The sequence below is a fragment of the Bradyrhizobium sp. AUGA SZCCT0431 genome, assembly GCF_018131065.1.
Lineage (GTDB): Bacteria > Pseudomonadota > Alphaproteobacteria > Rhizobiales > Xanthobacteraceae > Bradyrhizobium.
Genome location: NZ_JAFCLR010000058.1, coordinates 1 through 25,932, shown reverse-complemented (window position 1 = coordinate 25,932; position 25,932 = coordinate 1). Strand labels below are relative to the sequence as shown.

Sequence of the window (25,932 nt, the reverse complement as noted above, 5' to 3'; positions counted from 1 at the left end):
CATTTTTGGTTGTTGGTTTTGTCGTCGGGTGGATGAACTTACCTGATCACAGCCGGCCCCTGATCCGGCACGGCGACATCGATCACGCGCAATTGCACGCGTTCGGTGCCCTGATAGCGATCGACCGCGAGCGATCCTGCGACATGCAGCGGCTGGCCGCGGTTTTGCGTCAGTGCGTGGCCGAGCTTTTGCCCGACGGACCGGAACGCGATGCCGTTGACGATGACGCCGTCGCCGGACTTGAAGCGCACGCGCAGATGCGCTTGCCCCACTTCGTCGGCATAGACCAGTTGATGCGACGGCAGCGCGATCACAGGCTCCGGATTGCCGGCGCCGAACGGCCCGGCGCGGTTCAGGATGCCTGCGAATTCCGGTGTCACGCTGCGGGCGCTCACCGCGCCGTCGATGAAGAGCTCGTTTTCGTGACGGGAGCTGGCGACGTCTTCGGCGAGCGCGCTTTCCATATAGGCGCGAAACTCCGCGAGCTTTTCCTTGCGCAGCGTCACGCCCGCGGCCATGGCGTGGCCGCCGCCTTTCATCAGCAGTTTTTCCTTCACCGCCTGCCGCACCGCCTTGCCGAGATCGACGCCCGAGATCGAGCGGCCCGAACCGGTGCCGATGCCGCCCGGCTCCAGCGCGATCGCAAACGCCGGCCGCGCGAATTTCTCCTTCAACCGCGAGGCGACGAGGCCGACGACGCCGGGATGCCAGCCTTCGGAGGCCGTGACGATGACCGACCCCTTGTCCTCAAGCCCGAGCGAAGCCAGCGCCTCGGCTTCGGCCTGCGCTTCCGCCGCCTGCTCGATGATGCGGCGCTCGGAGTTCAGCCGATCGAGTTCGGCGGCGATCCGCGCGGCTTCGGAGATATCGCCTTCCAGCAACAGCCGCACGCCCAAATCGGCGCGCCCGATGCGGCCGCCGGCATTGATGCGCGGCCCCAGCATGAAGCCGAGATGCCAGGCCTCGGGCGGGCCATTGAGCCGCGACACATCCATCAGGGCGGTATGCCCGACATGGTCGCGGCGGCGCATCGCAATCAGGCCCTTGGCGACGAACGCACGGTTGAGCCCGGTCAAGGGTGCGACATCGGCCACGGTGCCGAGCGCCACGTGGTGCAGCATGCCCAAAAGATCCGGCTCCGGCCGTTCGCTGTTCCAGAAGCCGCGGCCGCGCAACTCCCTGTTAACAGCGACCAGCGTCACCAGCACAAGCCCGACGGCGGCGAGATATCCGAGGCCCGAGAGATCATCGGCGCGGTTCGGATTCACCAGCGCGTCGACCTCGGGCAGTTCGTCGCCGGTCTGGTGGTGATCGATGACGACGACGGACATCCCGAGCTTTCGCGCTTCCGCCAGCGGCTCGATGCTGGTGGTGCCGCAATCGACCGTCACCAGCAATGTCGCGCCCTTGCCCGCAAGTGCGCGCACGGCCTCCACATTGGGCCCGTAGCCTTCAAAAATGCGGTCGGGAATATGGATCAAGGGATCGAGCCCGCAATGGCGCAAATGCCAGGTCAGCAGCGCTGCGGAGGTCGCGCCGTCGACGTCGTAATCGCCGAAGATCGCGACCTTCTCGCCGCGCGTGGCCGCGTCCGCAATGCGCTTGGCCGCGGTTTCCATCTGCGTCACGGTGTGGGGGTCGGGCATCAATTTGCGGATGGTCGGATCGAGGAAATCCTCGACCGCGTCGATCTCGACATCGCGGCCCGCGATCACCCGCGCCAGCATCTCCGGCAGCTGGTAGCGCTGCACGATCGCCAGCGCCTTCGCCGCCCCCCTCGCATCGAGCCGGTCGCGCCACAATTTGCCCGTCGCCGATTGCGACACGCCGAGAAACGCCGGCGGCAATTCAACGGGCAAAGCGGTTACGGGAGGCGTCATGGGGCTTTCGGTCTAGCGGGCCTGGGTCAGCCCGCCATATCTGCGCAGTTCCGGATTCAATGTCAAAGCAAAGCAGACGTGCGTCAACTGCTCGCGGCGCTGATCGCCCGAGGTTTGCGGGAAATTCTCGCCCTCTCAATTTAGAGGGCGCAGGGAATGCCGGATGCGCGCTGCACCCGCGGTCTCGTGTGCAACGTGCACAAGGAAGTGCGCACACGAGCATACAGGGCAGCGGAGGCAATCCGACATTCCCTGCGCAATGGCTTTACGGCTTATAACGCGATCTCCCCGGTCGGGCCGTGCTCGTTGTCACCGTCGCCCGTGAGAGGCGCGAGCCTCTTCACGAGCTTGACGCCAGCATACGGGGCGTCAGGACCACGCGTCTTTACCGTACGCCTTTGTCGCGCGCGTCAAGCGCAACATCGGCGTCCACCGCAACCCGCCCAACGTTCGTGACGATGGCCAACGCCCCTCTGAGCAGGACGGGATGGCCAAAGATGTGCCCCTGATTTGCCCGACGGCGAAAGCGAAATATTTTTTCGAGGATATCTGGACAGCCCAAATCACGTTGATCCCGTTCAACAAATTGGCGTTTGCGCGCAACCGAATTGCTGCCGCTTGATCATCCCGAAGGCGTCGCGTTTCTTGCGGCCTGCCTCATCAGGAACCACGTCAGTAGCATCTGGTTATTGTTGCGAAATCACAACCAGGAGTTCGTCTGGAAGTCCCTCGTCGTTTGGCGTCCACGGTCGAGGCCAAAGCATGCATCAGGCCGCAACTGATCTGGAGGATTAAAATGAAAAATCACGTTTACAAAATTCTTGAAATCGTCGGCTCTTCCCCAACCAGCATTGAGGATGCAATCAGCACGGCCGTCGAACTGGCCAGCAAGACAGTCAGGAACATGGATTGGTTTGAAGTCATCGAAACCCGAGGGCACATCAAGGACGGCAAGATTGCTCACTATCAGGTGGCCCTCAAGATCGGCTTTACGCTGGAGACGCAATAGCCAGTCCGTAGCCCGCATGAGCAAAGCGATATGCGGGGATCACGGCAAGAGCCCCGGATATCGCTTCGCTCATCCGGGCTACGCTTGCTACCAATCAAACTGGAGACACAATAGCGAGCGCGCAGGGTCGGTTTCGTTTGCGGCAGATGGACGTGGCCATTATAGAGAGGCAGAGCTAACCGGACCACTTTCTCGAATGGTGAACGTTCGCCCGCTTCAACCGCGCGACATCGATGCGCTCTATGCGATTTCGCTTGCGACAGGTTTGGCGGGCGGCGATGCATCCTCGCTCTACCGTGACCGGAAGCTGATGGGTCACATCTACTCCGTCCCCTATGCAAGCCTGCAACCGGATATTTGCCTCGTGGCGGAGGACGATGCCGGTGTGGCGGGATTCGTCGTCGGCGCCGCCGATACTTCCATCTGGGAGAGACGGCTCGAACGGGAGTGGTGGCCGCAGCTGCGCCGGCAATATCCCGCGCCGGATCAGGCGCACATGGCCGGATGGTCCCACGATCAACGGCGCATCTTCATGATCCACCATCCGAAGCCGATACCGGCTGCCGTCGTCCAATCCTATCCTTCCCATCTTCATATGAATCTGTTGCCGCGCGTTCAGGGACGCGGGATCGGCCCCCTGCATGTTGGCGTAAACAAAGAAAACGTGCGCGCCATCGGCTTCTGGCATCGCCTTGGCTTTGTCGAACTTGATATCCCCGAGGCCCGCGCCGGGCGCACGGTCTGGATGGGACGCGCGTAATTGAAATCCAAAAGCAGAGAACAATGAGCGAGAAAATTCGGGACCTTCTGGCGATAAGCGATCTGAATGCCTCCGACGCGATAGCGATCATCGAGCGCGCCCAGGACCTGGCGGCGCTCTGGCGCCAGCGACGCATGGTCCAAAGCCTGGCCGGCCGTCGAATCGTGCTCGTGGTGAACGACTCCGGCTGGAGGAACACGACGGCTTTTGACCTCGGCATCCAGGCCATGGGCGGCATTTGCATCCATGCGCCATTGCGGTGGGATACGCGGGAGGATTTGCCTGATCTCGCCGCCTATCTCGACAATTGGTTCGACGGAATTGTAACCCGTGCGCCGGATCTGGCCGTCATGCGATCCCTTGCACATTCGGCGCGCGCACCTGTCATCAACGCCCGCACCCGGCAAAACCATCCCTGCGAAACGCTCGGCGATCTGGCCTTTCACCTCCACCGGCACGGCCGCATCGAGGGGATCAAGGTCGGGGTTGTCGCTCCGAAATCCAACATTCTGGGATCGTGGATCGAGGCTGCGGCGGTCCTTCCAATCAACGTGGTCCAGGTCCATCCCGACAAGTGGCTCGACCAGGATGCTGCGGCTTCCACGCCGCGCTTTCGTACCAGCGTCGATATGAACGAACTTGTCGATGCCGACCTTGTCGTCACCGATTGCTGGGCAGCCGATGCTGAACCCGATGCGTTACTTGATTATCAGGTCACACCCACTCTGCTGGACAGGCTGCACCCGGAGGCCGACTTCGTGCCCTGCCCTCCGGTATCCCGTGGCAAGGAAGTGTCCGCCGACGCGATGACGCATCGGGCATGTCGCGTTGTTGAAGCCAAAGCCTTTCTGCTCCACGCCCAAAATGCAGTTCTGGAGTGGGCATTCGACGTCTCCTGACGTCAGCGCAGATTTCTACCGCCGCGCCGCAGCCGCACAATCAATCTTTTTCGCCGCCATTCGATCAGCTCCGAACCGCGCCGTCCATTGCGCCACAGACAGCAACAAGGTGTCAAATACCTCGTGAGCCTGATCGAGCTCCCGTTGCGTCGGCGGCGCGCAACCGGGCCGGTTGCGGATGATCATCGTCATTGTCGACCAGCTTAACCTGCTGGCTCTGCACGCCACGATCAGTCCATACAACCGCTCCGGTTCGATCAGCGGCTCAATTGCCTCGATCTTCACCTCGGACAACAATGAGAGTGCTGCCACCACATGGGTGTACTCGCTCCTGACCGCAAAGCGGTTCACCGTTGAATCGTTGAGCTTGCCGGAACGATTGAGCGCAAGGACCTCGCTCTGCGCCTGGGTGTAGTCAATCTTCTTTCGCGGAGCGGCGCTGATCTGCTTGGCGTTCGTCCCACGCGCCTGCACAGCCGGTCGCGGTGCCGTCAAAAATCGCGCCCGCACGATGTCGGTCGCCTTTGTCAGCAGCTCGCGCAGCAAATTCGCAGGAATGTCCAGGCGGAGGCCGAGCTTTTCGGCGAGGCTTTCGTCACGCTCCGCCCTTCCGACAAGCGTCGCGTAACCGCATTCGGAGAACCGTGCTCCCGCATTTCGGGCGAGTGCGTTGGAGACGTTGACGTCGCCAAGCCTCATCAGCGCATCGGTCAGCGTTTCGCTGAGAGTATTTCTGCCGGAGATTGCCAACAAATGCTGCTGGCTGCCGGTCTTGACGATTTCAACAAGGTCCGCTTCCGACAGACGATTGGAGTTTCGCAGAACGGGCGCGGCCACCAAGGGGTCATCGTGAAACGCGAGCTTGCGGATGGTCTCGCATGGCGCGAGATCCGTCGTGGACAGGGCTTCGCTCAGATGGACCAGCGTTGCTGGCTCGATCCGCCCGATCAGGGGCACAAGGACGCCATCGAACGCAGCTATCTGGGATTCACGGAGGCGATCGACGTTGGACAAGAACAGGGCCGCCACCTGCTTCAGAATTCGGGCATCCCGCTGAGCCGACTGATCCTTTGCGGCGCCGGTCAGTTCCGCGATTGAATCCGGCGATGCTGCGGCAACCATGGCTAGTCTAGCTCCATATAAATCGTCCGGGCCGAAATTGCAGGGAACGGCGCAAACCTCATTTCGCAGTTCTGGATCATGCCGTTAGCGCCACGTTCTGAAACGCCTTCACGAGCGACCGTTCCAGCTTTCCATCCATGGCGCACAGGATCTTGTAGGCATCCTGCCGGGACAATGGCGGTCGGTACGGCCGCGACTCGATGAGCGCGGCGAAAATGTCGGATATCGTCAGCAAGCGTACGAGGTCGGAAATCTCCGGCGCCGTCAGCCCATCGGGATAACCGGAGCCGTCCAGAAACTCGTGGTGGTGCCTCACGCCATCAAGGGTCTCCGGGCTAATTCCCGGCAGAGCCTTCAATAGTTCGTATCCGATAATCGGATGGCGTTTCATGATCTCTTCTTCGCCCGGGTCAAGGCGTCCGGGCTTGTCGAGAATAGCCAGGGGAATGCGTGCCTTGCCGACATCGTGCAGCGTGGCGGCCAATCCGAGCCGCTTTACGTCGGCATTGGAGAACTTGATGCTCAGGGCGAAGCCGACCGCCACTCCCGTCACCAGCAGACAATGCTGGAACGTGCCCTGGTGATAGCGGCGCACGTCGTCAAGCCAGACGCCAAGTCCGTTTTGCTCGATACCGTTGATGATCTCCGATGTGGCGTCCTCGGCACTCGAAAGCGTCAGCGGTTTGCCTTCCCGTATCGCCGAAAACATGGATGCGAAGGCTGCCGCACCATCGGTGATCTCGGTTGATGCGACGGCAATGCCGGCCTGCGCCGCCCTCTGGGCGACGTCGATTTGCTGCAGTTTCGATATGATTTCCTTTGGACGCGACACCACGGCTGTCGCGCCAAGTGCATACGCCTGAGCCACCATGTGGTGCAGATGGTTCTGAACGACAAACAGCTTTTCAGAAGCGCAACGCAGGTCCTGCAGGACGCGCTTGATCTGTTCGACAGGAACTGGCTTGCGCAGATCGGCGTCAATCATCAATACGCCGCCTGAGCTGATCTTCGCGTTGCCGGTCCCCAGCAGTTGGGATTGAACGTCATATTGCGGTTCCAGCATCGCGCGGATGGCTGGAATCTTCGTGGGTTCATCCGTAACGAAATGAACAAGCATGGTGCCACCTGTGAAAGCCGACACTGCGGTCTTTCCGGTTCAGCGAAGGTAACGGCGTACAATCATTCCGAGCAATGCAATCAATAACGCGCAACTGTACGCAAACCTCCCTAACGGGAGATTGCCGCGAAGCCGGCTTCTCTCCGGACTTCTACGTAACCTTGTTGGGTGATGTAACGGCGGAACCGCCCTGCGGCCCTGATCAGGCCGGCGTAACGACGACGTAGGGAATGCTGATCAAGATAACGGCGAGTTCTACCGCATTGCACAGCATGCCGCCCCAATGCAGCCGCCGCAGCCGGCGCACCGCACCGGCGTCGCCGGCATCTCTGGCACGAAGCTGCGCATCCCACCGCTGCAGAAACCAGCTGCGCGTCCAGACCGCGAAGGCCGCGATCAAGGCAATGGCAAGGGCGACAAACAGCCGGCCCGTCAGGGCAACGGCGACGGTCCCGACGGCGCCGGCAATGGCCACCATCAGGAAATAGGAACTGAACATGCCGCGCAACAGCTGGGTGACCGGCGGGATGTCGAGTGACACCAGCAGAAAGGCCGGCGCCGCCAGCAGGAAATAACCCATCGGAAACAGCAGAACGACGGTGGCGAACAACGCGACGGGATCTGGCATTATTGACCACCCTTTCTTGCCCAGCGGGCGCGGGTTTTTCCGGCGAAAGTTTACCGTAACATCCGCCGGAAGATAGCTTCGACACTATTGGGCTTTCGTCGAAGTAGCACGCAGCGCGGATTGCGCCTTCTGCGAGCGGCGTCGGACAAGTCGGCTCCAATCCGCCCTGCCTCCTGTTGCAATCCGCGTGTCACCCAGGGAACAGCGCCGCCTTCGCCGATCCGTCATTGTCCTGATCAGACCGATGCAATGTTGCACCGGGACAGCAACAGGAGAAGCAACATGGAACGCGCGAACGAAAAGTCGATCGAACTGACGGCAAAAGAACTGGACGCGGTGACCGGCGGCAAGTTGGGCAACGGCACCCTGCCCTTCAACCCCTTTTCCCCGCCCTCGGTCCCGAAGAAGACCTACTGAGCCAGCGCCGGCGCCCCCCGACCTCACCCGTCGGGGTTGGCGTCGTTGGGCTGCGGCGCCCCGCCGCTGCCTAAAAAATGACCTGCACAAACAACGTGCAACCTGCCTCCGTACAACTACGCAAGCCAAAGCGGAATTTAAACCCGCTATTAGGCAAGATTCGCGACAACGGATGGAACGTGCGCCCACCTAAATCCCGATTCGCTCTGCAGGAGATCGATCGAGGGGGCGAAGGCAGAGGAAGTTCCAGATGTCCGTCGCGCTTGCTAGGTCGACCGCCAAAACCGCGGCCCATTCAGCGACCGACGAGGATGAATCCGACATCTCCGCGCTGATCTCCCGGCTCACCGCCGAGGTCAACCAGGTTGCCTGCGACAAGACCAAATCGATCCAGAAGATCACCAACCAGATGAAAATGCTGGCGCTGAACGCGCTGATCGAAAGCTCGCGCGCCGGCGCGCAGGGCGCCGGTTTTGCCGTGGTCGCGCAGGAAGTCCGCAACGTCGGCCAGCAGGTCGAAACCATTGCCCGCGAGCTGGAAAGCCAGCTCACCAACCGCACTGGCAATTTGATGAACTCGATCGCGCGGATGAGCGACCGGTCGCGCGGCGAGCGCATGGTGGATCTGTCGCTGAACGCCATCGAGCTGATCGACCGCAACCTCTATGAGCGCACCTGCGACGTGCGCTGGTGGGCCACCGATTCAGCCATCGTCGACTGCGCCGCCTCGCCCGATGCCGCAGCCGTCGCGCATGTGTCGGAGCGCCTCGCGGTGATTCTTGGCGCCTACACCGTGTACCTGGATCTGTGGCTCTGCGATCTCGACGGCAACGTGCTGGCCAACGGCCGGGCGGATCGCTATGGCGTCGTCGGCCAGAACGTGGCGTCGACCAAATGGTTTCGCGACGCGCGGGCTTTACGCTCGGGCGACGACTATGTCGCGGGCGACGTTGAATCCCAGCCCCTACTCGGCCATGCCCAGGTCGCCACCTATTGCGCGAGCGTGCGCGCCGGTGGCAAGGCGAACGCCGCCGCGACCGGCATTCTGGCGATCCATTTCGATTGGGAAGCGCAGGCCCGCGCCATCGTCCAGGGCGTGCGCGTCGGCGCCGCCGACAAGGCCCGCGTGCTGCTGGTCGATTCGCAATTCCGCGTCATCGCGGCCTCCGACGGCCAGGGCATCCTCACCGAGCGCGTGCAGCTTTCACTGGATGGACGGCGCAGCGGTTTCTACCAGGACCACGCCGGCACGCTGGTCGCGTTTCACGCGACGCCGGGGTACGAGACGTATCGCGGGCTTGGCTGGTACGGGGTGATACTGAGCGAGGCGTAGCGCCGACTATCGCTAGTGCCCTAACACCCCATCCGGTCGGCAATGCCGCCAAAATCCCTGGCGACGATGTCCCAGTCGCCCTTGGCTTCGAAATCGTATTTCTGCAGGGGGCCGTATTCGGTCGGGCGCGCGACGAAGGCGGTCTTCAAACCGTACTTCTGCGCGGCTTTCAAATCCTGGTTATGCGCGGCGACCATCATCACCTGCTCCGGCGGCAGGCAAAGCAACTTTGCCGCGCCGAGATAGGTTTCGGGATCGGGCTTGTAATGCTCGAACAGTTCGGCCGACATGATCAGGTCCCACGGCAGGCCGGCGAACTTTGCCATGTTGGTCAATAGCGCAACATTGCCGTTGGAGAGCGGCGAGATGATGTATTTTGTCTTCAGCCGCGTCAGGCCGGCGACGCTGTCGGGCCAGGGATGCAGGCGGTGCCAGCCCAGGGTGAGGTAATGCAAATCGGCATCATCGAGCCCGGAAATCCCGAGCTGCGCGACCAGCTTTTCCAGCGATTGCCGGTGCAGCGTGTCGAGGATCATGTAGCCGCGTTCGGGATGTTTTCTCACTTCATCCATCGAGGCCGAATAGACCGCGCGCCAGCCGTCAACGAGCGCGGTCCAATCCGCCTTGATGCCGCGCTTCTCGGCCCACTTTGTAAAATCCGCGATCAGGCTGGTGCGCCAGTCGACGACGGTGCCGAACACATCGAACACCAGGGCCTTGACGGCGGAAATATCGGACATGCTTGCTCCCTGTTTTTTGTTGTTGTTGTTGTCATTCCGGGATGGTCCGAAGGACCAGACCCGAAATCTCGAGATTCTCAGATGCGCAATTGCGTATCTTAGTTCGATGCTTTGCATCGCCCCGGAATGACAGAGACTAAATCACCTTTCGGTATTGGATGAATCCGAGATTGTCGGCAACCTTGTCGTAGAGCGCACGCGCCTGCGCGTTGCTCGATTGCGTCAGCCAATAGACCCGGCTTGCCCCCGCCGCCTCGGCCTTTTGATACACCGCCTCGATCAGCGCACGCCCCAGCCCATGGCGGCGCACGTCATCCGCGACGTACAGATCTTCGAGATAACAGTATCGCTTCGGCGCCCAGGTCGAGCGATGGAACAGGTAATGCGCGAACCCGGCGAGCCGGCCATCGACATAGCCGCCGAGCGCAAACATCGTCTCGTCCGGATCATGAAACCGCGACCAGGCAAGATCGCTGACGTCCTGCGTCAGCGCCGTCTTGTAGAAGGCAAGATAGCTGTCCCACAGCGGATTCCACGCCGCGCGTTCGTCTTCGCCGATCGGCCGGATGATGATTTCTCCAGCCATTTTCATGTTCCTCACAAAGCGTTTTCAAGCGAAGTGGGTACCGACTCGCGTCAAGAAAACGCGTCAGAACAATCAAGGAGATTAGAGCGTTGGCTCTGATTTCAATCAGAGCCAGGACTCTAATCCGAGGCTCTAATCGAGGTGGAACTTATCCAGTTGCCGGTGCTCGGCCTTGATGTAGCGGACAGTACCAGTGACCGAACGCATCACGACGGTTTCGGTTTCGATGACGTCCTTGCGGAACTTGACGCCGGACAGCAGGGAACCGGTGGTAACGCCGGTCGCCGCGAACAGGCAGTCGCCCCGCGCCATGTCCTCGATGCCGTAAATCATCTTGGGATCGGTGACGCCCATCTTGTGGGCGCGCTCGCGCTTTTCCTCGGAGTCGAGGATCAGGCGGCACTGCATCTGGCCGCCGATGCAGCGCAACGCGGCCGCCGCCAGCACGCCCTCGGGCGCACCGCCGGTGCCGATATACATGTCGACGCCGGTATTGTCAGGGTCGGCGCAATGGATCACGCCGGCGACGTCGCCGTCGGTGATCAGGCGAACCGCGGCGCCCGTGCTGCGAACGCCGGCAATGATGTCGGCGTGGCGCGGACGATCGAGCACCAGCACGGTGATCGCTGCGGGATCGACGCCTTTTGCTTTGGCGAGCCGGCGCACATTGTCGGCGGGCGAAGCGTCGAGTTCGACCACGCCCTTGGCGTAACCGGGACCGACCGCGAGCTTTTGCATGTAGACGTCGGGCGCGTGCAGCAGCGTGCCGCCATCGGCCATCGCCATGGTCGCGATCGCGCCCGGCATGTTCTTGGCGCACAGCGTCGTGCCTTCGAGCGGATCGACGGCGATATCGACCTGCGGGCCGGCGTTGAGGCCGACCTTCTCGCCGATGAACAGCATCGGCGCCTCGTCGCGCTCGCCCTCGCCGATCACGATGGTGCCTTCGATTGGCAGCTTGTTGAGCTCGCGCCGCATCGCGTCGACCGCAGCCTGGTCGGCCGCCTTTTCCTGGCCGTGGCCGCGCAAACGCGCGGCCGAAACCGCAGCGCGTTCCGTTACCCGCACAATTTCAAGCGTGAGAATGCGCTCGAGCAACAGTTGCGGCGGAACGGAAATATGGGTCGACATAACAAGCACTCCTTTGAGTCTTCACAACGGACCATACGGTCCGCCTGTTCGTTTCTTTGTGGCGCACAATCCGTGGATCGCGCGTACGCGCGATCATGGGAATCGCGCTAGTTCTTCTCAATCCGTATCACCTGCGGCCGGCCGCTGATCACCTTGTCGCGCTGCACCGCTTCCAGCGCACGATAGACCGCATCTTCCGACGTTGCATAGGTAATCAGAATAACAGGAACCGGTGACGTTTTCTTGGTTGACCCGTTGGCGTCAACGCCGTCGGGATGACGCTGTACGATCGATTCCAGCGATATCTTCTGTTCCGCCAGACGGGTCGCGATGGTGGCAGCGGTTCCAGCGAGGTCGCGCGCCATCAGGCGGATATAATAGCCGCCCTCATGGCGTTCCATCGGCGCTTTTGTGGTCGCGCGCAGGCGCTCAACCGGGCGTCCGAACGGCTTGGCGCGAATGCCGCGCGCCACATCGGCGATGTCGGCAACGACGGCGGACGCGGTGGCCGCACCTCCGGCGCCCGGGCCGACCAGCGTGATCGGCGGAATGCCCTCGCCGTCGATGGTGACGGCATTGGTGACGCCCATCACTTGCGCAATCGAGGAGGATTTCGGCACCATGGTCGGGTGCACGCGCTGTTCGATACCTTTCGCCGTCCGCACCGCGACCCCAAGCAATTTGACCCGATAGCCGAGTTCCTCAGCGGCGCGCAGATCTTCCGGCGCGATCGACGAGATTCCTTCGACGTACACCGCGCTCTGTGCAACCTTCGTGCCGAACGCGAGGCTGGCCAGGATCGCAAGCTTTTGGGCGGTGTCGTGGCCGTCGACGTCGAACGACGGATTGGCCTCGGCATAGCCGAGCCGCTGCGCGTCTTTCAGGCATTCGGCGAACGACAGGCCGTCCTGCTCCATCCGGGTCAGGATGTAATTGCAGGTGCCGTTGAGGATGCCGTAGACGCGATTGACTGACGTGCCGGCCAGCCCCTCGCGCAGGGTCTTGATGACCGGGATCGCAGCCCCCACCGCCGCCTCGTAGTTCAGCGCGCCGCCATGCTTCTCGGCGGCCTTGGCCAGCCGCACGCCGTGCTTGGCGATCAGCGCCTTGTTGGCGGTTACCACCGACTTGCCTGATTTGAGCGCGGCTTCGATCGCCGACAGCGCCGGATCGCCGGAACCGCCCATCAGTTCGACGAAGCAATCGATGCCGGGGTGATTGGCCAGCGCAAGCGGGCTTTTGACCCATTCGATGCCGCGCAGATCGAGCTTGCGCTTCTTCACCTTGGAGCGCGCGGTGACGGCGACGACGCGCACGCCGCGTCCACTGCGCGCCGACAAGGTCCGCGCCTGCGCTTCGATGAGGCGGACGACTTCGGCGCCAACAGTGCCGAGCCCCGCGATGCCCACTTTCAGGGGTGCGACCATGACCAAAAAACCTGCCGAAGAGAGCTAACCAAGCATGATCTGGTTCCGAAAACCGGAAGTCCGCTTTTCGGGATCATGCCTACCGCCGGTTGGCGAGAGGAACCACGTTGTGCAACGTTTCAATGCCGCTTTCAAGGAAGCGCCGTACGCCGCGCGCGGCCTGGCGAATACGCTGCTCGTTTTCCACCATGGCGATGCGGACATAGCCCTCGCCGTGCTCGCCGAAGGCGACGCCCGGCGACACCACCACGCCCGATTTTTCCACCATCAGGGTGGCGAACTGCATGCTGCCGACGCCCTCAAAGGCCTTCGGCAGCGGCGCCCAGGCGAACATCGAGGCGGCTGGCGGCGGAATATCCCATCCCGCGCGGCCAAAACTTTCCACCAGCGCGTCGCGGCGCTTGCGGTAGGTGTCGCGCATCTCGCGAATGCAATCATCCGGTCCGTTCAAGGCCGCGGTGGCCGCGACCTGGACCGGCGTGAACGCGCCGTAGTCGAGATAGGATTTCACCCGCGCCAGCGCGGCGATGATGCGCTCATTGCCGACGGCAAAGCCCATGCGCCAGCCCGCCATCGAAAACGTCTTCGACATCGAGGTGAATTCGACTGTGACGTCGATCGCGCCGGGAACCTGCAACACCGAGGGCGGCGGGTTCTTGTCGTCGAAATAGACTTCGGCATAGGCCAGATCCGACAGGATGAAGATCTCGTGCTTCTTCGCGAACGCCACCAGATCCTTGTAGAAATCGAGGTCGGCGACATAGGCGGTCGGATTGGAGGGATAGCAGACGATCAGCGCGATCGGCTTCGGGATCGAATGGATGATCGCGCGCTCCACCGCTTCGAAGAATTGCGGCGTCGGCTCCGACGGCACCGAGCGGATCACGCCGCCCGCCATCAGGAAGCCGAAGGCGTGAATGGGATAGCTCGGATTGGGGCACAGCACGACGTCGCCGGGTGCGGTGATCGCCTGCGCCACATTGGCGAAGCCTTCCTTGGAGCCCAGGGTCGCTACGACCTGGGTTTCCGGATTGAGTTTCACGTCGAACCGGCGCGCGTAATAGGCGGCCTGCGCCTTGCGCAGCCCGGTGATGCCGCGCGAGGCCGAATAACGGTCGGTCCGCGGCTTGCCCAGCGTATCCTTCAGCTTCTCGATCACATGGGCCGGCGTCGGCAAATCCGGGTTGCCCATGCCGAGGTCGATGATGTCGGCACCCGCGTTCCGCGCGGCCGCCTTGGCCCGGTTGACCTGTTCGAACACGTAAGGCGGCAGACGGCGGATGCGGTAGAAATCTTCCATGGGACCCTTGCTCCGACGACCAGCGGGACAGAATCGGTAGAATCTGCGGTTTTCGAAGCCGAATTCGGCCTCGTCCAAAACTCGCGCTCAATCAACGATTTAGAGCGAATTCAGGCGCAGGATCCTGAGTGCCGGACCGTGATGCGGTTGAATTAAGGCTCTTTTAGCACGGGTGCCCCGCAGCGCCAGAGACTATAGCGATTTCAAGCGAAGGCCTGCCCCGGACTTCCGGGGGTGGCGGCCGGATCGGGTCACGAAAACGCGTCAAAACAGACAGCTTATTTGGCGGCAGGATTTGCAGCGGCCGCGGCCGCCTGACGATCCCGTGCGGCACGCAGTTCGGCCTCGATCTTGGCCTGCTCCGCCGGCTTGATCACAGCCTCGTCGCGCTCCGGCGGCAGGTCATGGACCGGCAGATAGCCCCCGGCTTCCTTCGGACGCGCGGGCGCGTCGCCCGGCACGCCGACACCTGGCAAATCCGCGATCGATGTCGAGCAGCCGCTGACCGCGAGCGCGGTTGCGAACAGCGCGGCCATCGACCACAGCCTTATCATCCGATCCACCGGCATCCGTCCGGAAGTCCCCAATACCTGTCCCGTTGCCTTAGATCGTTTGCACAGTGCGCGCTGGCAAGAGCTGTTGGTATGCGCCTTGCAGCGCGCTGGATCGTCGAGCTGCGTCAAATTTTCCGCAACCCTTCAAACCATTGTCGCCCGAAACGATTAAAGCCAGAGGAAGTAACTCAAACGGTGCGGCTTCAATGTGTCCGAACGGAGAAATTTTATCGCAGTGCAACAGGATTAACCCAATACTACCGCCGCCGTCAGGCGCGGTGACGAACTCGAAATGAAGTTATAGTGTCCCTGACATGACCGACGTTAACACCGAAATCCACGCTGCGAAATCCTTCAACGCTGAAGCCTTCGCCATGAACATCGCCAGGGCCATGGAGAGCAGCGGCCAGGCGCTCGCGGCCTACCTGAAGCCGCGCGAAAACGGTGAGCTGAGGGACAAACCGCCGAATGAGATCGCTGAGGTGATCAAGACCTTCAGCACGGTCGCCGAATACTGGCTTTCGGACAAGGAGCGGGCGTCCGATCTGCAGGTCAAGATGGCCAAGGCCTATCTCGATCTCTGGGGCTCGACGGTGCGCCGCATGGCCGGCGAAGAGGCCCCGCCCGTGATCGAGCCGTCGCCGCGCGACAAGCGATTCAAGGACCCGGAGTGGAAGACCAACAAGTTCTTCGACTTCGTGATGCAGCTTTACCTGCTCACCACGCAATGGGCGCAGGAACTGGTGAAGAACGCCGAAGGCATCGATCCGCACACGCGCAAGAAGGCTGAATTCTACGTCCAGCAGATCAGCAATGCGATCTCGCCGTCGAATTTCGTCTTCACCAATCCGGAAGTGCTGCGCGAGACGCTGGCCTCGAACGGCGACAATCTGGTGCGCGGCATGAAGATGCTGGCCGAGGACATCGAAGCCGGCCGCGGCACGCTGCGCATCCGCCAGTCCGATCCCTCCAACCTCGTGGTCGGCGTCAACATGGCGACGACGCCGGGCAAGGTGATCTTCCAGAACGAGCTGATGCAGCTGATCCAGTACACGCCCACCACGGAGACCGTGCTGCGCACGCCGTTGCTGATCGTGCCGCCCTGGATCAACAAGTTCTACATCCTCGATCTCAAGCCGGAAAAATCCTACATCAAATGGTGCGTCGATCAGGGCATCACCGTGTTCGTGATCTCCTGGGTCAATCCGGACAAGGAACTCGGCAAGAAGACGTTTGACGACTACATGAGGCAGGGACCGCTGACCGCGATGGACGTCATCGAAAAGGTCACGGGCGAGATGAAGGTTCATACCGCGGGCTATTGCGTCGGCGGCACCCTGCTCGCCTCGACGCTGGCGTGGCTCGCCGAAAAGCGCCGCGTGCGCGTCACCTCGGCGACGTTCTTTGCAGCCCAGGTCGACTTCACCCATGCCGGCGATCTGCTTGTGTTCGTCGACGAGGACCAGATCTCGGCGCTCGAGCGCGACATGCAGGCGGCCGGCGTGCTCGAAGGCAGCAAGATGGCGATGGCCTTCAACATGCTGCGCTCGAACGACCTGATCTGGTCCTATGTCATCAGCAATTACCTGAAGGGACAACCGCCCTCCTCCTTCGACCTGCTGCACTGGAATTCCGACGCGACGCGGATGCCGGCAGCCAACCATTCCTTCTACTTACGCAATTGTTACCTGGAGAACCGGCTGTCCGCCGGCAGCATGGTGCTTGATAACACGCTGCTCGACCTCTCGAAGGTGAAGGTGCCGGTCTATAATCTGGCGACGCGCGAAGATCACATCGCGCCCGCGGATTCGGTGCTGTATGGCTCGCAGTTCTTCGGCGGGCCGGTCAAATACGTGCTGTCCGGATCCGGCCACATCGCCGGCGTGGTCAATCCGCCGGCGTCCGGAAAATATCAGTACTGGACCAACGACAACATCAAGGACGTCACGCTGGCCGACTGGCTCAAGAACGCCACCGAACACAAGGGATCGTGGTGGCCGGACTGGCGTCAATGGCTGGAGAGCCTCGACGCCGAGATGGTGCCCGCGCGCGCGGTCGGCTCCGAGGCGATGCCGCCGATCGAGGATGCGCCCGGCAGCTACGTTCGCGTCCGCGCGTAGCGCAAGCCCGCGGGGTTGGCTATAAGCTGTTATCCCGTATCGGGATTCGAAAATCGATTGAGGGGGAAACAATGACGCGTGAATTGTTCTGGCTGACGCTGACGGTGATTTTGACCGGTCTGCTGTGGGTCCCCTACATCATCAACCGCTGTCAGATCCGCGGCCTTTCCGGCGCCATGGCCAATCCCTCGCGCAACGACAAGCCGCATTCGGAATGGGCCAACCGGCTGATGTTCGCGCATGACAACGCGGTCGAAAACCTCATCATCTTCGCCCCCCTGGTGCTGATCCTCAACGCCGCCGACTATTCCACCAAATGGACCGTGATGGCCTGCGCGGTGTATTTCTGGTCCCGCGTCGCGCATCTGATCGTCTACACGCTGGGCCTGCCGGTGTTCCGCACCCTCGCCTTCACCGTCGGCTTCCTCGCGCAAGCCGTGCTGGCGCTGGCGATCTTCCAGGTGCTTTGATCAACGCGAGCTTCTGCATCACGATCAGTCTGCGGCCATCGCCCCGATCGCCGGACGCAATTTCCTGAGCCAGAGCAGGATCAGGAGAGCGCCGCACGAACATGCCATCGCAAGGCCAAGCAGCGCGTTGCTGCCGAACTGCGTCAGCAAGCCAACGAGAACCGGAGGCGAAGCTGCGGAAATGAGATTGAGCGGCAGCGCAATGCGCGATGTCGCCTTGGCGAATTCGGCCTGGTCGTAGAACACCAAGGGTATGGTCGCACGGGCGACCGCGAACGCGCCGCTGCCCATGCCATACAGCAGAATGAAGGCCCCGATCGCCCAATGCGATCCGCCGCCGATCATCAGCAGAAACATCGCCACAGGGATAGCTGAGCCGGCAAACAGCCCCGTCGTAATCCCATCCCACCGCCCGCCGCCAAGAAAATCCAATCCCCGGGCGCTGACCTGAATCACGCCCAGCATCGAGCCGAAGGTAACGGCCGTGGCCGGCGACAGGCCCTCCACCTTCAGAAGCTCGATCAGCACGGCGCTGAATCCGAAGGCGACGAATGCATTGAGCGCGAGCGCAGCCAAGATCAGCAAGAACGTGCTTTTTTTCACGATAGGTGACGTGCCGGCCGGCTGCGCCGCGAAAATCGCCTCATCTTTTGGTTCGGTTCGACGCGGCAATCCGAAATAATAGAGCGGAAGGCACAACAGCAGCAGCATCCCGGAATAGACCATGCAGGTTCCGCGCCAGCCCATAACGTCCGACAGAAACGACGTGGTGGGCCAAAAAACACTGCTGGAAAGCCCGGTCACCAGCATCATGGCGCCGATGCCGCGCTTTGCATCCCGCCCGGCGATCTCGTTGAGCATGATGTAGGCGGCCGTGGCCAGCGTGGCGCTGCCGGCCGTGCCGAGGATCACCCACGCAGCGAAAAACTGGATCGGGCCGTGTGCGAGCGAGAGCAGAGCGAAGCCCGGCGCACCGATGATGGTCCCCGCGATCATCACCCGGCGGGCACCAAATTGCGTGAACGGCCTTGCCAGAACAGGAGCGCACAGACCCATCAGGACATAGAAGATCGAGTTGCCGGCAAACACCGCCGAGATGTCCATGTGAAGATCGGCGGCGACCTGCCCGCCCACGACCGCAAGCAGTCCGATCGTGCCCCAACCGATGACCTGCGTAATCGCGAGAACAATCAGGACGCGGAAAATTGTCTTGCCGGACTGAAGGACCATCAGATCAGAGGCTTTTCCGGGCCACGACAAACAGCATCGGGGCCCACTGGTTGTCGAAGCCGATGACCTCGCCGGTCTCGATTTCAAGTGAATTCCAGTCGCCCGCGCTGGCATAGGTTTCGCGCAGCCAATCAGGCGACGGGTAATTGTAGTAGCGGTTGAGCGTGTCGCGGCCTTCGGCGTCACCGGTCTTGAAGCTGGCAAAGAAAGCGCCGCCGGGTTTCAGCGCGCGCCAGATCAGCGACAGCACCTGCGCTAGTTCATTGCGCGGAACGTGCAGCAGGCACGCATTGGCCCACACCCCGTCATAGGCTTCGACTTCGTCGAGGTCGTGGAACAGCAGCGTCCCGACCGGGCGGCCGAGACGGCGCGATGCCACATCGGCCATTTCCGGCGATCCGTCCGTTGGCGACACGTCATAGCCCCGCGCCAGCATTTCCGCGGTGTCGCCGCCGGCGCCACATCCGAGTTCGAGAATGGCAGCACCAGGTGGCAGCACCGAGAGGAACGCCTCCAGCCTTGCCCGACGCGAGGTGATCTCGCGCGCCGCGTAAGCCTCGGCATGGCCGCGGTAGAATTGAAGCGTCGCCTCGTCCACGAATTCCTCTCGCTGTCGGCGAGGCACAGCATCAGCCGCATGTTACGGCAAAACAGTAGACCTGCCTTCGCTGGACGCAACTATGGATTCTGCGGTTCTGGGATGCGCTCGCAAGCCCCGACGGCCGAACGGGTGGCAGCGCCGGCATCGCGCTGATGGCGTGATGCCGACGTGAGCGTAAGGCTTTGGGCCTAAGCGTCGGCCAACCCCAGCATCAGCCGCATGTTCTGTACCGCGGCACCTGACGCGCCCTTGCCGAGGTTGTCGAGGCGCGCGACGAGAACGGCTTGCGGATATTGCTCGCTCGCGAAGACGTACAGCTCGAGCATGTTGGTCTCGTTCAGCGCCTCGGGTTCGATGCGCCCGGTCTTCGACGTCGCGTATTCGAGCGGCATCACAGAAACATATTTGCTGCCCGCGTACCGCTTTGCGAGTGCGGCATGCAGTTGGGCGCCATCGGGCTTGGCCGGAAGCGCGTCGAGATGCAACGGCACCGACACCAGCATGCCCTGCCGGTAGTTGCCGACCGACGGAACGAAGATCGGCCGCCGCGTGAGCCGTGAGTACAGCTGCGTCTCCGGCAGATGCTTGTGCTCGAAGCCGAGACCATAGAGCTCAAAGGACGGCGCGGTGCCGCCTTCGAAACTTTCGATCATCGACTTGCCGCCGCCGGAATAACCGCTGACCGCATTGATGGTGACGGGATAGTCCGCTGGCAGCAGTCCCGCGTCCACGAGTGGGCGCAGCAGGGCGATCCCGCCGGTCGGATAGCAGCCCGGGTTTGAGACCTTCCGTGCCATTCTGATCTTGTCGGCCTGGTCAGCCGTCAGTTCCGGAAAACCATAGGTCCAGTCGCTGGCGACACGAAAGGCTGTCGACGCGTCGAGCACCTTGGGTCCCTTGGCGCCCATGGCGTCGATCAACGCCACGGTTTCCTTCGCCGCATCGTCCGGCAGGCAGAGAATCACGAGATCCACCTCCTCCATCAGCGCCCGCTTGGCGCCGGCGTCCTTGCGCTTGTCCTCGGCAATGCTCTTCAGCGCGACGTCGCCCTGCAGGCGCAGCCGCTCCTGAATACCAAGGCCCGTCGTTCCGGACGCGCCATCGACAAAGATGGTGGGCTTCTTGGTGTCGCCGATCGTGTGCGGCTTGATATCGGTCAGGGTCATGGCGCGTTCCTTTCAAGCGTCGTCGCTTCGTTCGTTGCTGCTGTGTCGGTAACAAAAGCCTGCGGGCGCGCCGCGCGCATCAAGCCTGCGATCTCGGCCGCATCCGCGTCACCCTGTGACGCCAGCGCGTTGCTGATGGCTGCATAGTCGGTCTCGGATTTGTGCTGGTTCAATTTGAAGCTGCCCTCGATCTCCTCAACCGTCATCACCAGCCCCACGATCGCCTTCTTCATGGCGTCAAGCCGCCCGGCCGTCATTTTCGACGACAACCATGGCTTCTTCGGCAACAGCCTGTTTTCGAACTTGGCGCTGAGCGTATCAATCTGCTCGGCCAATTCGTCGTCGGACAGTGCCCGTACCGTGCCTATCAGGTGCACGGCCTGGTAGAGCCAGGTCGGCACTTGATCGGGCGAGACGTACCAGTCGGGCGACACATAGGCATCCGCGCCGTTCACGGCCAGCAGCCAGGACGAGGTCCCGCCGGCGAGCTTTACCAGCGGATTGTGACGGGCAGCATGAAACAGCGCGCGCGGCGTCCCGTCATCGGCAAAGCCGAGATAGAACGGCAGCGGCGAGGCAACCGGCTTGGCGCCATCCCACGCGCAGACGAGGCCAAAGCCGCGCGCTTCCGCAAACGCCAGGCTGGCGGCGCGGTCGGGCTTGAACGGAGGCGGCGTATACATTTCAAACTCCTGCTTGACGTAGGAGCCGCCAGATCAAACCGCGTGTCTTGAAGGGAAAGAGCCGCGGATCGTATCCGGCGGCAGAGGCGATGATCTTAAACGCAGACAACCGCTCGTACCGCGACAATGCGGCGGCGGCGGGCGATGATGCTGGTCGAAGCGTTGATCATGGGCGTGCCTATAGGGCCGCACGGTTCCACCGTCAAGCCAAAACACCGGGCCGGAACACAAAGGCCGCCCCGAAAGGGCGGCCTTTGCTCGGATTTCGACGATGACCGATGGTCAGATCACCGGATTCCACGGCGCCGGAACCAGCCGGTAACCGGTACCGTCCTTCTCGACAAAGCCATTGGCCGGGAACGGATAATGGAAGCCCTGGACACGCATCTTGTCGGCCACCAGCATGTCATAGACCTTGCGGCGGGTGGCTTCTGCCATCGCCGGGTCCTGATCGAACATCAGATGCCAGCCCGGATTGGTGACGAACAGCGCCGGCAGGTTGGTGACGTCGGATTGGATGAAAACCTTGTCGGAAACGGACGACAGGACATACGAGGTGTGGCCCGGCGTGTGACCGTGGGAAGCCACCGCCTGCAGCCCGGGAGCGACGTCCTTGCCCATTTCGTAAGGCGTGACCTTCTTCTTCAGTCCGGCGTCAAACACGCGGCGGGCATTGGCGAACACGCCCTTCATCCGGTCGGAGGTCTGCTTGCCCATCTCGCCGTCGTCCATGAAGTATTTCCACTCGGCGGCCGGCACCAGCACCTCGGCATTCGGGAATGCCAGCACGTTGTCCGCGGTCAGCAGGCCGTTGATGTGGTCGGCGTGGAAGTGCGAGATCACCACCATGTCGACGGCTTTGGGATCGATCCCGGCGGCGACCATGTTGCTGGCGAACTGTCCGACATTGCCCTTGCTCGACGCGAAAGCGCCCGGGCCGTTGCCGGTGTCGACGACGACCAGCTTGCCGCCGGTATTGATGACGAGCGGCGCGAACTGGATGCTCATCTTGTCTTTCGGCATGAACGCCTTTTCGAGCGCGGCGTTGACCTCGTCCTTTTTGACGTTGAGTACGAAAGTATCGCCCAGCGCGAAGTTGTTGATGCCGTCGGAGATGACGTTCACCTGGGCGTCGCCGACCTTGTAACGATAGAAACTGGGCGCCTGCTTCTCGGCGACCGGCGCGGCCGCCTTGGCCGGCATGCTGGGCAACAGAGGTGAAGCAGCGAGAGCCGCAGCTCCCGCGAGTGCGTGACGTCGTGTCAATTCCATGTGATGTCCTCCCAGTGAGACGATGCGTGCGGTTCGCGGGATTTCCCGCTTTATTGACGTGTCCTTGACGTTTTCTCGGCCCTGGTTGCCGCCGCTTCTACCAGCGTTTCAATGCTAACGCGATGACGACGGTGCGACGGCGGGCAGCCCGGCGTCTCCCCTATCTTGAGGGCTAACCCCCGCCTCGGTGGCTTATTCCGGAGCGGGCAGCGTCTGCGTCACATCAACCGCCACAACCATTCGATGATGTGAGCGATCACGTCGCCAAACAGCAACAACGCTGCCGACCAGACCAGCGCGGAGACGAAATTGGCGATCTGGAATGGCCAATACGGCATCTCGAAAATGCCGGCGGCGAGCGGCACCGACGCCCGCAACGGTCCAAAGAACCGCCCGATGAAAATGGAGGGCACGCCCCACTTTTTTACAAAAGCCTCGCCGCGCGGCAAGATTTCCGGATAGCGCGACAGCGGCCAGATCTGGGCCACCTGCTCCTTGTATTTGAAGCCGAACCAGTAGGAGACCCAGTCGCCGAGCCCCGCGCCAATGCCGCCGGCAAACCAGATCGGCCAGAAGTTGATGCCGCTGACGCCCATCAGCGCGCCGATCGCGACCAGAGCCCCCCAGGCCGGAACGACCAGTGAAACGAACGCCAGCGATTCGCCGAACGCCAGCAGCAGCACAATCGGTGCTGCCCAGGCCTGATGATCGCGCACGAAATCAGCCAGGGCGCGCGCAAAATCTTGCATCCCTTAAACGCCTTCCAGCCCCAATCCGGCCATTGAATCAAACCCACGAGCCCATGGCCTTGGAACAGGTACGCCAGCCCGTTGCGTGACATCAAGTCACAAAGGCGGACACGGGGCGTGATTCAACCACTCTCCCGTGTTCCGCGCCTGACAAAGGCACTTATCTCGTGGTACGGCCGGCCCAAGCGGTTGCAGCGTTCGGCCCGGCCGTCACTTTTCAAGCCCATCCGTGGCATAGTCAGACAGAACGATTCGCCGCGCCAGGTTGCGCGCATCACATGAAGAACCATGTCCAAGCCATTGAAAACACGTGACAAAACCAAATCCGCCAGCGACTTGTTCGGGGCCGATGAAGCAAAGGGCCGCGCCTCGCTGAAGGTCGCCGCCAGGTCCAACAGCGCCGAAGCCGGCTACACTGCGGCCGATATCGAGGTGCTCGAAGGTCTGGAGCCGGTCCGGCGCCGGCCCGGCATGTATATCGGCGGCACCGATGAAAAGGCGCTGCACCATCTGTTCGCCGAAGTCATCGACAACGCCATGGACGAGGCGCTGGCAGGCCATGCCTCCTTCATCGAGGTCGGACTCGGCGCCGACGGCTTTTTGACCGTGACCGACAATGGCCGCGGCATTCCCGTCGATCCGCATCCGAAATTTCCGAAGAAATCCGCGCTCGAAGTCATCATGTGCACGCTGCATTCCGGCGGCAAGTTCGACTCCAAGGTCTATGAGACCTCGGGCGGCCTGCACGGCGTCGGCGTTTCCGTCGTCAACGCCCTCTCCTCGCTCCTCGAGGTCGAGGTCGCACGCGAACAAAAACTCTACAAGATGACCTTCGAGCGTGGTCATCCCAAGGGCAAGCTGCAGGAACTCGGCAAGATCAACAACCGCCGCGGCACCACCATCCGCTTCAAGCCCGACACCGAGATTTTCGGCGCCAAGGCGGCCTTCAAGCCGCAACGGTTGTTCAAGATGGCGCGCTCGAAGGCCTACCTGTTCGGTGGAGTGAAGATCCGCTGGCGCTGCGATCCTGAATTGCTGCGCGGTCTCGAAGAGGTGCCGGCCGAGGACGAATTCCACTTCCCCGGCGGATTGAAGGATTATCTCGCCGCCGCGATCCATGCCGATACGCTGGTGCACCCGGATATCTTCTCCGGCAAATCGGGGCGCAACGGCGCCCACGGCGCCTGCGAATGGGCGGTGGCATGGACGGCGGACGCCGACGGCTTCCTCTCCTCCTATTGCAACACCGTGCCGACGCCCGACGGCGGCACCCACGAATCCGGCATGCGCAGCGCGATGCTGCGCGGCCTGAAGGATCACGCCGAGCGCATCGGCCAGGGCAAGCGCGCCGCTCCGATCACCTCGGAAGACGTCATGGTGGGCGCGGCCGTGATGCTTTCGGTGTTCGTGCGCGAGCCGGAATTCCAGGGCCAGACCAAGGACCGCCTCGCCACCGCCGAGGCCCAGAAGATCGTCGAACAGGCGATCAAGGACCCGTTCGACCACTGGCTGTCGGGCAATCCGCTGCAGGCCAACAAGCTGCTGGACTTCGTCGTCGAGCGTGCCGACGAGCGGCTGCGCCGCCGCGCCGAGAAAGAGACCTCGCGCAAGACCGCGGTGAAGAAGCTGCGCCTGCCCGGCAAGCTTTCCGACTGCACCAACACCGCGACCGAAGGTTCCGAGCTGTTCATCGTCGAGGGCGACTCGGCCGGCGGCAGCGCCAAGCAGGCGCGCGACCGCAAGACCCAGGCCGTGCTGCCGTTGCGCGGAAAAATCCTCAACGTCGCTTCCGCCGGCAAGGACAAGCTCACCGCCAATGCCCAGCTGTCCGACCTGATGCAGGCGATCGGCTGCGGCACGCTCGCGCATTACCGCGAGGAAGACCTGCGCTATTCCCGCATCATCATCATGACCGACGCCGACGTCGACGGCGCCCATATCGCCTCGCTGCTGATCACCTTCTTCTACCGGCAGACGCCGCGGCTGATCGACGAGGGCCATCTCTATCTCGCGGTGCCGCCGCTCTATCGGCTCACCCACGGCGCCAAGACGGTCTACGCCCGCGACGACGCCCACAAGGACGCGCTGCTCAAGAGCGAATTCAACGCCAATGCCAAGGTCGATGTCGGTCGCTTCAAAGGTCTCGGCGAGATGATGCCGGCGCAGCTCAAGGAAACCACGATGGACCCGGCCAGGCGCACCCTGCTGCGCGTGGTCTTGCTGGCCGACGACCGCGAAGGCACCGCCGATTCGGTCGAGCGGCTGATGGGCACCAAGGCCGAGGCCCGATTCGCCTTCATCACCGACAAGGCGGAATTTGCCAGCGAGGATCTGCTGGACGTCTGACCTTCGGGGCTATCTCGGCCGACGGCACGCGATTGTCGGGTTTGCCAGCCTTACGGCTTGTTTCACCCCGTGGACACCTGATTGTGCCTATTTTTGAGGCTCTTTCCCGCAGTTCCTTTTCGGGCGGATGTGCTCTCCCCGCAACAGCATTTTAGGTAGAGCCGCGTATAGTCCCGACACTGGGTTTAGGGAATCGGTGCAAGCGCACCATTTGAGCGGTCGGTTACGACGCTTATTTTGAGGGTTTGGACAATGAAGAAAATAGTGCTCGCTCTGACCGCGCTCGCAGCATTGACTGCCCCGGCTCTCGCGGCCGACATGGCTCCCCGTTATGCCAAGGCTCCGGCGCCGGTTGTACCGGCCGTAAGCTGGACCGGCTGCTGGATCAGCGG

26 protein-coding genes are annotated in these 25,932 nt (G+C 62.3%); 10 read left to right on the top strand and 16 right to left on the bottom strand.

Annotated elements, in window-relative coordinates:
- Window positions 1-38 precede the first annotated feature (38 nt).
- A complete protein-coding gene (gene recJ, locus JQ567_RS35015; RefSeq protein ID WP_212443042.1) occupies window positions 39-1,880 on the bottom strand; it encodes a single-stranded-DNA-specific exonuclease RecJ in 1,842 nt (613 codons plus the stop codon).
- 487 nt (window positions 1,881-2,367) lie between these two features.
- Here recJ and JQ567_RS38765 point away from each other — a divergent pair, with 487 nt between their 5' ends.
- The 4 genes from JQ567_RS38765 (at window position 2,368) to JQ567_RS35000 (ending at window position 4,548) form a co-directional block, all read left to right on the top strand.
- On the top strand, window positions 2,368-2,502 hold the full coding sequence (locus JQ567_RS38765; RefSeq protein WP_283816611.1) for a hypothetical protein: 135 nt from the start codon (window positions 2,368-2,370) through the stop codon (window positions 2,500-2,502).
- 174 nt (window positions 2,503-2,676) lie between these two features.
- The gene (locus tag JQ567_RS35010; RefSeq protein ID WP_212443041.1) at window positions 2,677-2,889 is read left to right on the top strand and encodes a dodecin; all 213 of its coding nucleotides are present in this window, start codon (window positions 2,677-2,679) and stop codon (window positions 2,887-2,889) included.
- A 16-nt stretch (window positions 2,890-2,905) separates the two neighbouring features.
- Window positions 2,906-3,649: a GNAT family N-acetyltransferase gene (locus JQ567_RS35005; RefSeq protein ID WP_249165928.1), complete on the top strand. Its 744-nt coding sequence runs from the start codon at window positions 2,906-2,908 to the stop codon at window positions 3,647-3,649.
- 23 nt (window positions 3,650-3,672) lie between these two features.
- Window positions 3,673-4,548: an ornithine carbamoyltransferase gene (locus tag JQ567_RS35000; protein WP_212443040.1), complete on the top strand. Its 876-nt coding sequence runs from the start codon at window positions 3,673-3,675 to the stop codon at window positions 4,546-4,548.
- 15 nt (window positions 4,549-4,563) lie between these two features.
- Here the strand turns inward: JQ567_RS35000 and JQ567_RS34995 are convergent, their stop codons facing one another.
- Entirely contained in the window at window positions 4,564-5,385 is an 822-nt protein-coding gene (locus JQ567_RS34995; RefSeq protein WP_312017514.1) for a DUF2336 domain-containing protein, read from the bottom strand.
- A 12-nt stretch (window positions 5,386-5,397) separates the two neighbouring features.
- Here JQ567_RS34995 and JQ567_RS38970 point away from each other — a divergent pair, with 12 nt between their 5' ends.
- Window positions 5,398-5,646: a hypothetical protein gene (locus JQ567_RS38970; protein ID WP_312017513.1), complete on the top strand. Its 249-nt coding sequence runs from the start codon at window positions 5,398-5,400 to the stop codon at window positions 5,644-5,646.
- 100 nt (window positions 5,647-5,746) lie between these two features.
- Here JQ567_RS38970 and JQ567_RS38965 read toward each other — a convergent pair whose 3' ends face one another.
- On the bottom strand, window positions 5,747-6,811 hold the full coding sequence (locus JQ567_RS38965) for an HD domain-containing phosphohydrolase (protein WP_212443038.1): 1,065 nt from the start codon (window positions 6,809-6,811) through the stop codon (window positions 5,747-5,749).
- A 178-nt stretch (window positions 6,812-6,989) separates the two neighbouring features.
- Window positions 6,990-7,415, bottom strand: a complete 426-nt coding sequence (locus JQ567_RS34985) for a hypothetical protein (RefSeq protein ID WP_212443037.1) — start codon at window positions 7,413-7,415, stop codon at window positions 6,990-6,992.
- Window positions 7,416-7,697: 282 nt separating this feature from the next.
- Here JQ567_RS34985 and JQ567_RS38760 point away from each other — a divergent pair, with 282 nt between their 5' ends.
- Both JQ567_RS38760 and JQ567_RS34980 read left to right on the top strand, forming a co-directional pair.
- Window positions 7,698-7,832, top strand: a complete 135-nt coding sequence (locus JQ567_RS38760) for a hypothetical protein (RefSeq protein ID WP_283813379.1) — start codon at window positions 7,698-7,700, stop codon at window positions 7,830-7,832.
- 250 nt (window positions 7,833-8,082) lie between these two features.
- A complete protein-coding gene (locus JQ567_RS34980) occupies window positions 8,083-9,165 on the top strand; it encodes a methyl-accepting chemotaxis protein (protein WP_212443036.1) in 1,083 nt (360 codons plus the stop codon).
- 20 nt (window positions 9,166-9,185) lie between these two features.
- Here the strand turns inward: JQ567_RS34980 and JQ567_RS34975 are convergent, their stop codons facing one another.
- The 6 genes from JQ567_RS34975 to JQ567_RS34950 all read right to left on the bottom strand — a co-directional run bounded on the left by JQ567_RS34975 (window position 9,186) and on the right by JQ567_RS34950 (window position 14,918).
- The gene (locus JQ567_RS34975) at window positions 9,186-9,905 is read right to left on the bottom strand and encodes a haloacid dehalogenase type II (protein ID WP_212443035.1); all 720 of its coding nucleotides are present in this window, start codon (window positions 9,903-9,905) and stop codon (window positions 9,186-9,188) included.
- Between the two features lie 136 nt (window positions 9,906-10,041).
- Window positions 10,042-10,491: a GNAT family N-acetyltransferase gene (locus tag JQ567_RS34970; RefSeq protein ID WP_212443034.1), complete on the bottom strand. Its 450-nt coding sequence runs from the start codon at window positions 10,489-10,491 to the stop codon at window positions 10,042-10,044.
- Between the two features lie 132 nt (window positions 10,492-10,623).
- Window positions 10,624-11,622, bottom strand: a complete 999-nt coding sequence (gene glpX / locus JQ567_RS34965; protein ID WP_192740849.1) for a class II fructose-bisphosphatase — start codon at window positions 11,620-11,622, stop codon at window positions 10,624-10,626.
- A gap of 107 nt (window positions 11,623-11,729) precedes the next feature.
- Window positions 11,730-13,049, bottom strand: coding sequence for a homoserine dehydrogenase (locus tag JQ567_RS34960; RefSeq protein WP_212443033.1), 1,320 nt, complete (start codon window positions 13,047-13,049; stop codon window positions 11,730-11,732).
- A gap of 79 nt (window positions 13,050-13,128) precedes the next feature.
- Window positions 13,129-14,349, bottom strand: a complete 1,221-nt coding sequence (locus tag JQ567_RS34955) for an LL-diaminopimelate aminotransferase (RefSeq protein WP_212031307.1) — start codon at window positions 14,347-14,349, stop codon at window positions 13,129-13,131.
- Between the two features lie 278 nt (window positions 14,350-14,627).
- On the bottom strand, window positions 14,628-14,918 hold the full coding sequence (locus tag JQ567_RS34950) for a hypothetical protein (RefSeq protein ID WP_211995010.1): 291 nt from the start codon (window positions 14,916-14,918) through the stop codon (window positions 14,628-14,630).
- 299 nt (window positions 14,919-15,217) lie between these two features.
- On the opposite strand from JQ567_RS34950, the gene JQ567_RS34945 reads away from it, so the two are divergent.
- Together JQ567_RS34945 and JQ567_RS34940 are read left to right on the top strand one after the other, a co-directional pair.
- Window positions 15,218-17,023: an alpha/beta hydrolase gene (locus tag JQ567_RS34945; RefSeq protein WP_212443032.1), complete on the top strand. Its 1,806-nt coding sequence runs from the start codon at window positions 15,218-15,220 to the stop codon at window positions 17,021-17,023.
- Between the two features lie 71 nt (window positions 17,024-17,094).
- Entirely contained in the window at window positions 17,095-17,493 is a 399-nt protein-coding gene (locus tag JQ567_RS34940) for an MAPEG family protein (RefSeq protein WP_212443031.1), read from the top strand.
- Between the two features lie 24 nt (window positions 17,494-17,517).
- Here the strand turns inward: JQ567_RS34940 and JQ567_RS34935 are convergent, their stop codons facing one another.
- From JQ567_RS34935 to JQ567_RS34910, 6 genes are all read right to left on the bottom strand, one after another.
- A complete protein-coding gene (locus tag JQ567_RS34935) occupies window positions 17,518-18,726 on the bottom strand; it encodes an MFS transporter (RefSeq protein ID WP_409363653.1) in 1,209 nt (402 codons plus the stop codon).
- Between the two features lies 1 nt (window position 18,727).
- Window positions 18,728-19,321, bottom strand: a complete 594-nt coding sequence (locus tag JQ567_RS34930) for a bifunctional 2-polyprenyl-6-hydroxyphenol methylase/3-demethylubiquinol 3-O-methyltransferase UbiG (protein WP_212443029.1) — start codon at window positions 19,319-19,321, stop codon at window positions 18,728-18,730.
- 191 nt (window positions 19,322-19,512) lie between these two features.
- The gene (argC, locus tag JQ567_RS34925) at window positions 19,513-20,490 is read right to left on the bottom strand and encodes an N-acetyl-gamma-glutamyl-phosphate reductase (protein ID WP_212443028.1); all 978 of its coding nucleotides are present in this window, start codon (window positions 20,488-20,490) and stop codon (window positions 19,513-19,515) included.
- On the bottom strand, window positions 20,487-21,173 hold the full coding sequence (locus tag JQ567_RS34920) for an FMN-binding negative transcriptional regulator (protein WP_212443027.1): 687 nt from the start codon (window positions 21,171-21,173) through the stop codon (window positions 20,487-20,489). Before JQ567_RS34920 ends, argC begins: the two co-directional genes overlap by 4 nt.
- Window positions 21,174-21,455: 282 nt before the next feature.
- Complete coding sequence (locus JQ567_RS34915) at window positions 21,456-22,445, bottom strand: MBL fold metallo-hydrolase (protein ID WP_212443026.1); 990 nt, start codon at window positions 22,443-22,445, stop codon at window positions 21,456-21,458.
- A gap of 218 nt (window positions 22,446-22,663) precedes the next feature.
- Window positions 22,664-23,194, bottom strand: a complete 531-nt coding sequence (locus tag JQ567_RS34910; RefSeq protein WP_212443025.1) for a DedA family protein — start codon at window positions 23,192-23,194, stop codon at window positions 22,664-22,666.
- A 288-nt stretch (window positions 23,195-23,482) separates the two neighbouring features.
- Here JQ567_RS34910 and parE point away from each other — a divergent pair, with 288 nt between their 5' ends.
- Entirely contained in the window at window positions 23,483-25,540 is a 2,058-nt protein-coding gene (parE, locus tag JQ567_RS34905) for a DNA topoisomerase IV subunit B (protein WP_212443024.1), read from the top strand.
- Window positions 25,541-25,932: the final 392 nt, after the last annotated feature.

Bases quoted from the DNA above. Each gene is read 5' to 3' on its own strand.
- recJ (WP_212443042.1), bottom strand. From the start codon at position 1,880: ATGACGCCTCCCGTAACCGCTTTGCCCGTTGAATTGCCGCCGGCGTTT.
- JQ567_RS38765 (WP_283816611.1), top strand. From the start codon at position 2,368: ATGGCCAAAGATGTGCCCCTGATTTGCCCGACGGCGAAAGCGAAATAT.
- JQ567_RS35010 (WP_212443041.1), top strand. From the start codon at position 2,677: ATGAAAAATCACGTTTACAAAATTCTTGAAATCGTCGGCTCTTCCCCA.
- JQ567_RS35005 (WP_249165928.1), top strand. From the start codon at position 2,906: ATGAGCAAAGCGATATGCGGGGATCACGGCAAGAGCCCCGGATATCGC.
- JQ567_RS35000 (WP_212443040.1), top strand. From the start codon at position 3,673: ATGAGCGAGAAAATTCGGGACCTTCTGGCGATAAGCGATCTGAATGCC.
- JQ567_RS34985 (WP_212443037.1), bottom strand. From the start codon at position 7,415: ATGCCAGATCCCGTCGCGTTGTTCGCCACCGTCGTTCTGCTGTTTCCG.
- JQ567_RS38760 (WP_283813379.1), top strand. From the start codon at position 7,698: ATGGAACGCGCGAACGAAAAGTCGATCGAACTGACGGCAAAAGAACTG.
- JQ567_RS34980 (WP_212443036.1), top strand. From the start codon at position 8,083: ATGTCCGTCGCGCTTGCTAGGTCGACCGCCAAAACCGCGGCCCATTCA.
- JQ567_RS34975 (WP_212443035.1), bottom strand. From the start codon at position 9,905: ATGTCCGATATTTCCGCCGTCAAGGCCCTGGTGTTCGATGTGTTCGGC.
- JQ567_RS34970 (WP_212443034.1), bottom strand. From the start codon at position 10,491: ATGGCTGGAGAAATCATCATCCGGCCGATCGGCGAAGACGAACGCGCG.
- glpX (WP_192740849.1), bottom strand. From the start codon at position 11,622: ATGTCGACCCATATTTCCGTTCCGCCGCAACTGTTGCTCGAGCGCATT.
- JQ567_RS34960 (WP_212443033.1), bottom strand. From the start codon at position 13,049: ATGGTCGCACCCCTGAAAGTGGGCATCGCGGGGCTCGGCACTGTTGGC.
- JQ567_RS34955 (WP_212031307.1), bottom strand. From the start codon at position 14,349: ATGGAAGATTTCTACCGCATCCGCCGTCTGCCGCCTTACGTGTTCGAA.
- JQ567_RS34950 (WP_211995010.1), bottom strand. From the start codon at position 14,918: ATGCCGGTGGATCGGATGATAAGGCTGTGGTCGATGGCCGCGCTGTTC.
- JQ567_RS34945 (WP_212443032.1), top strand. From the start codon at position 15,218: ATGACCGACGTTAACACCGAAATCCACGCTGCGAAATCCTTCAACGCT.
- JQ567_RS34940 (WP_212443031.1), top strand. From the start codon at position 17,095: ATGACGCGTGAATTGTTCTGGCTGACGCTGACGGTGATTTTGACCGGT.
- argC (WP_212443028.1), bottom strand. From the start codon at position 20,490: ATGACCCTGACCGATATCAAGCCGCACACGATCGGCGACACCAAGAAG.
- JQ567_RS34920 (WP_212443027.1), bottom strand. From the start codon at position 21,173: ATGTATACGCCGCCTCCGTTCAAGCCCGACCGCGCCGCCAGCCTGGCG.
- JQ567_RS34915 (WP_212443026.1), bottom strand. From the start codon at position 22,445: ATGGAATTGACACGACGTCACGCACTCGCGGGAGCTGCGGCTCTCGCT.
- JQ567_RS34910 (WP_212443025.1), bottom strand. From the start codon at position 23,194: ATGCAAGATTTTGCGCGCGCCCTGGCTGATTTCGTGCGCGATCATCAG.
- parE (WP_212443024.1), top strand. From the start codon at position 23,483: ATGTCCAAGCCATTGAAAACACGTGACAAAACCAAATCCGCCAGCGAC.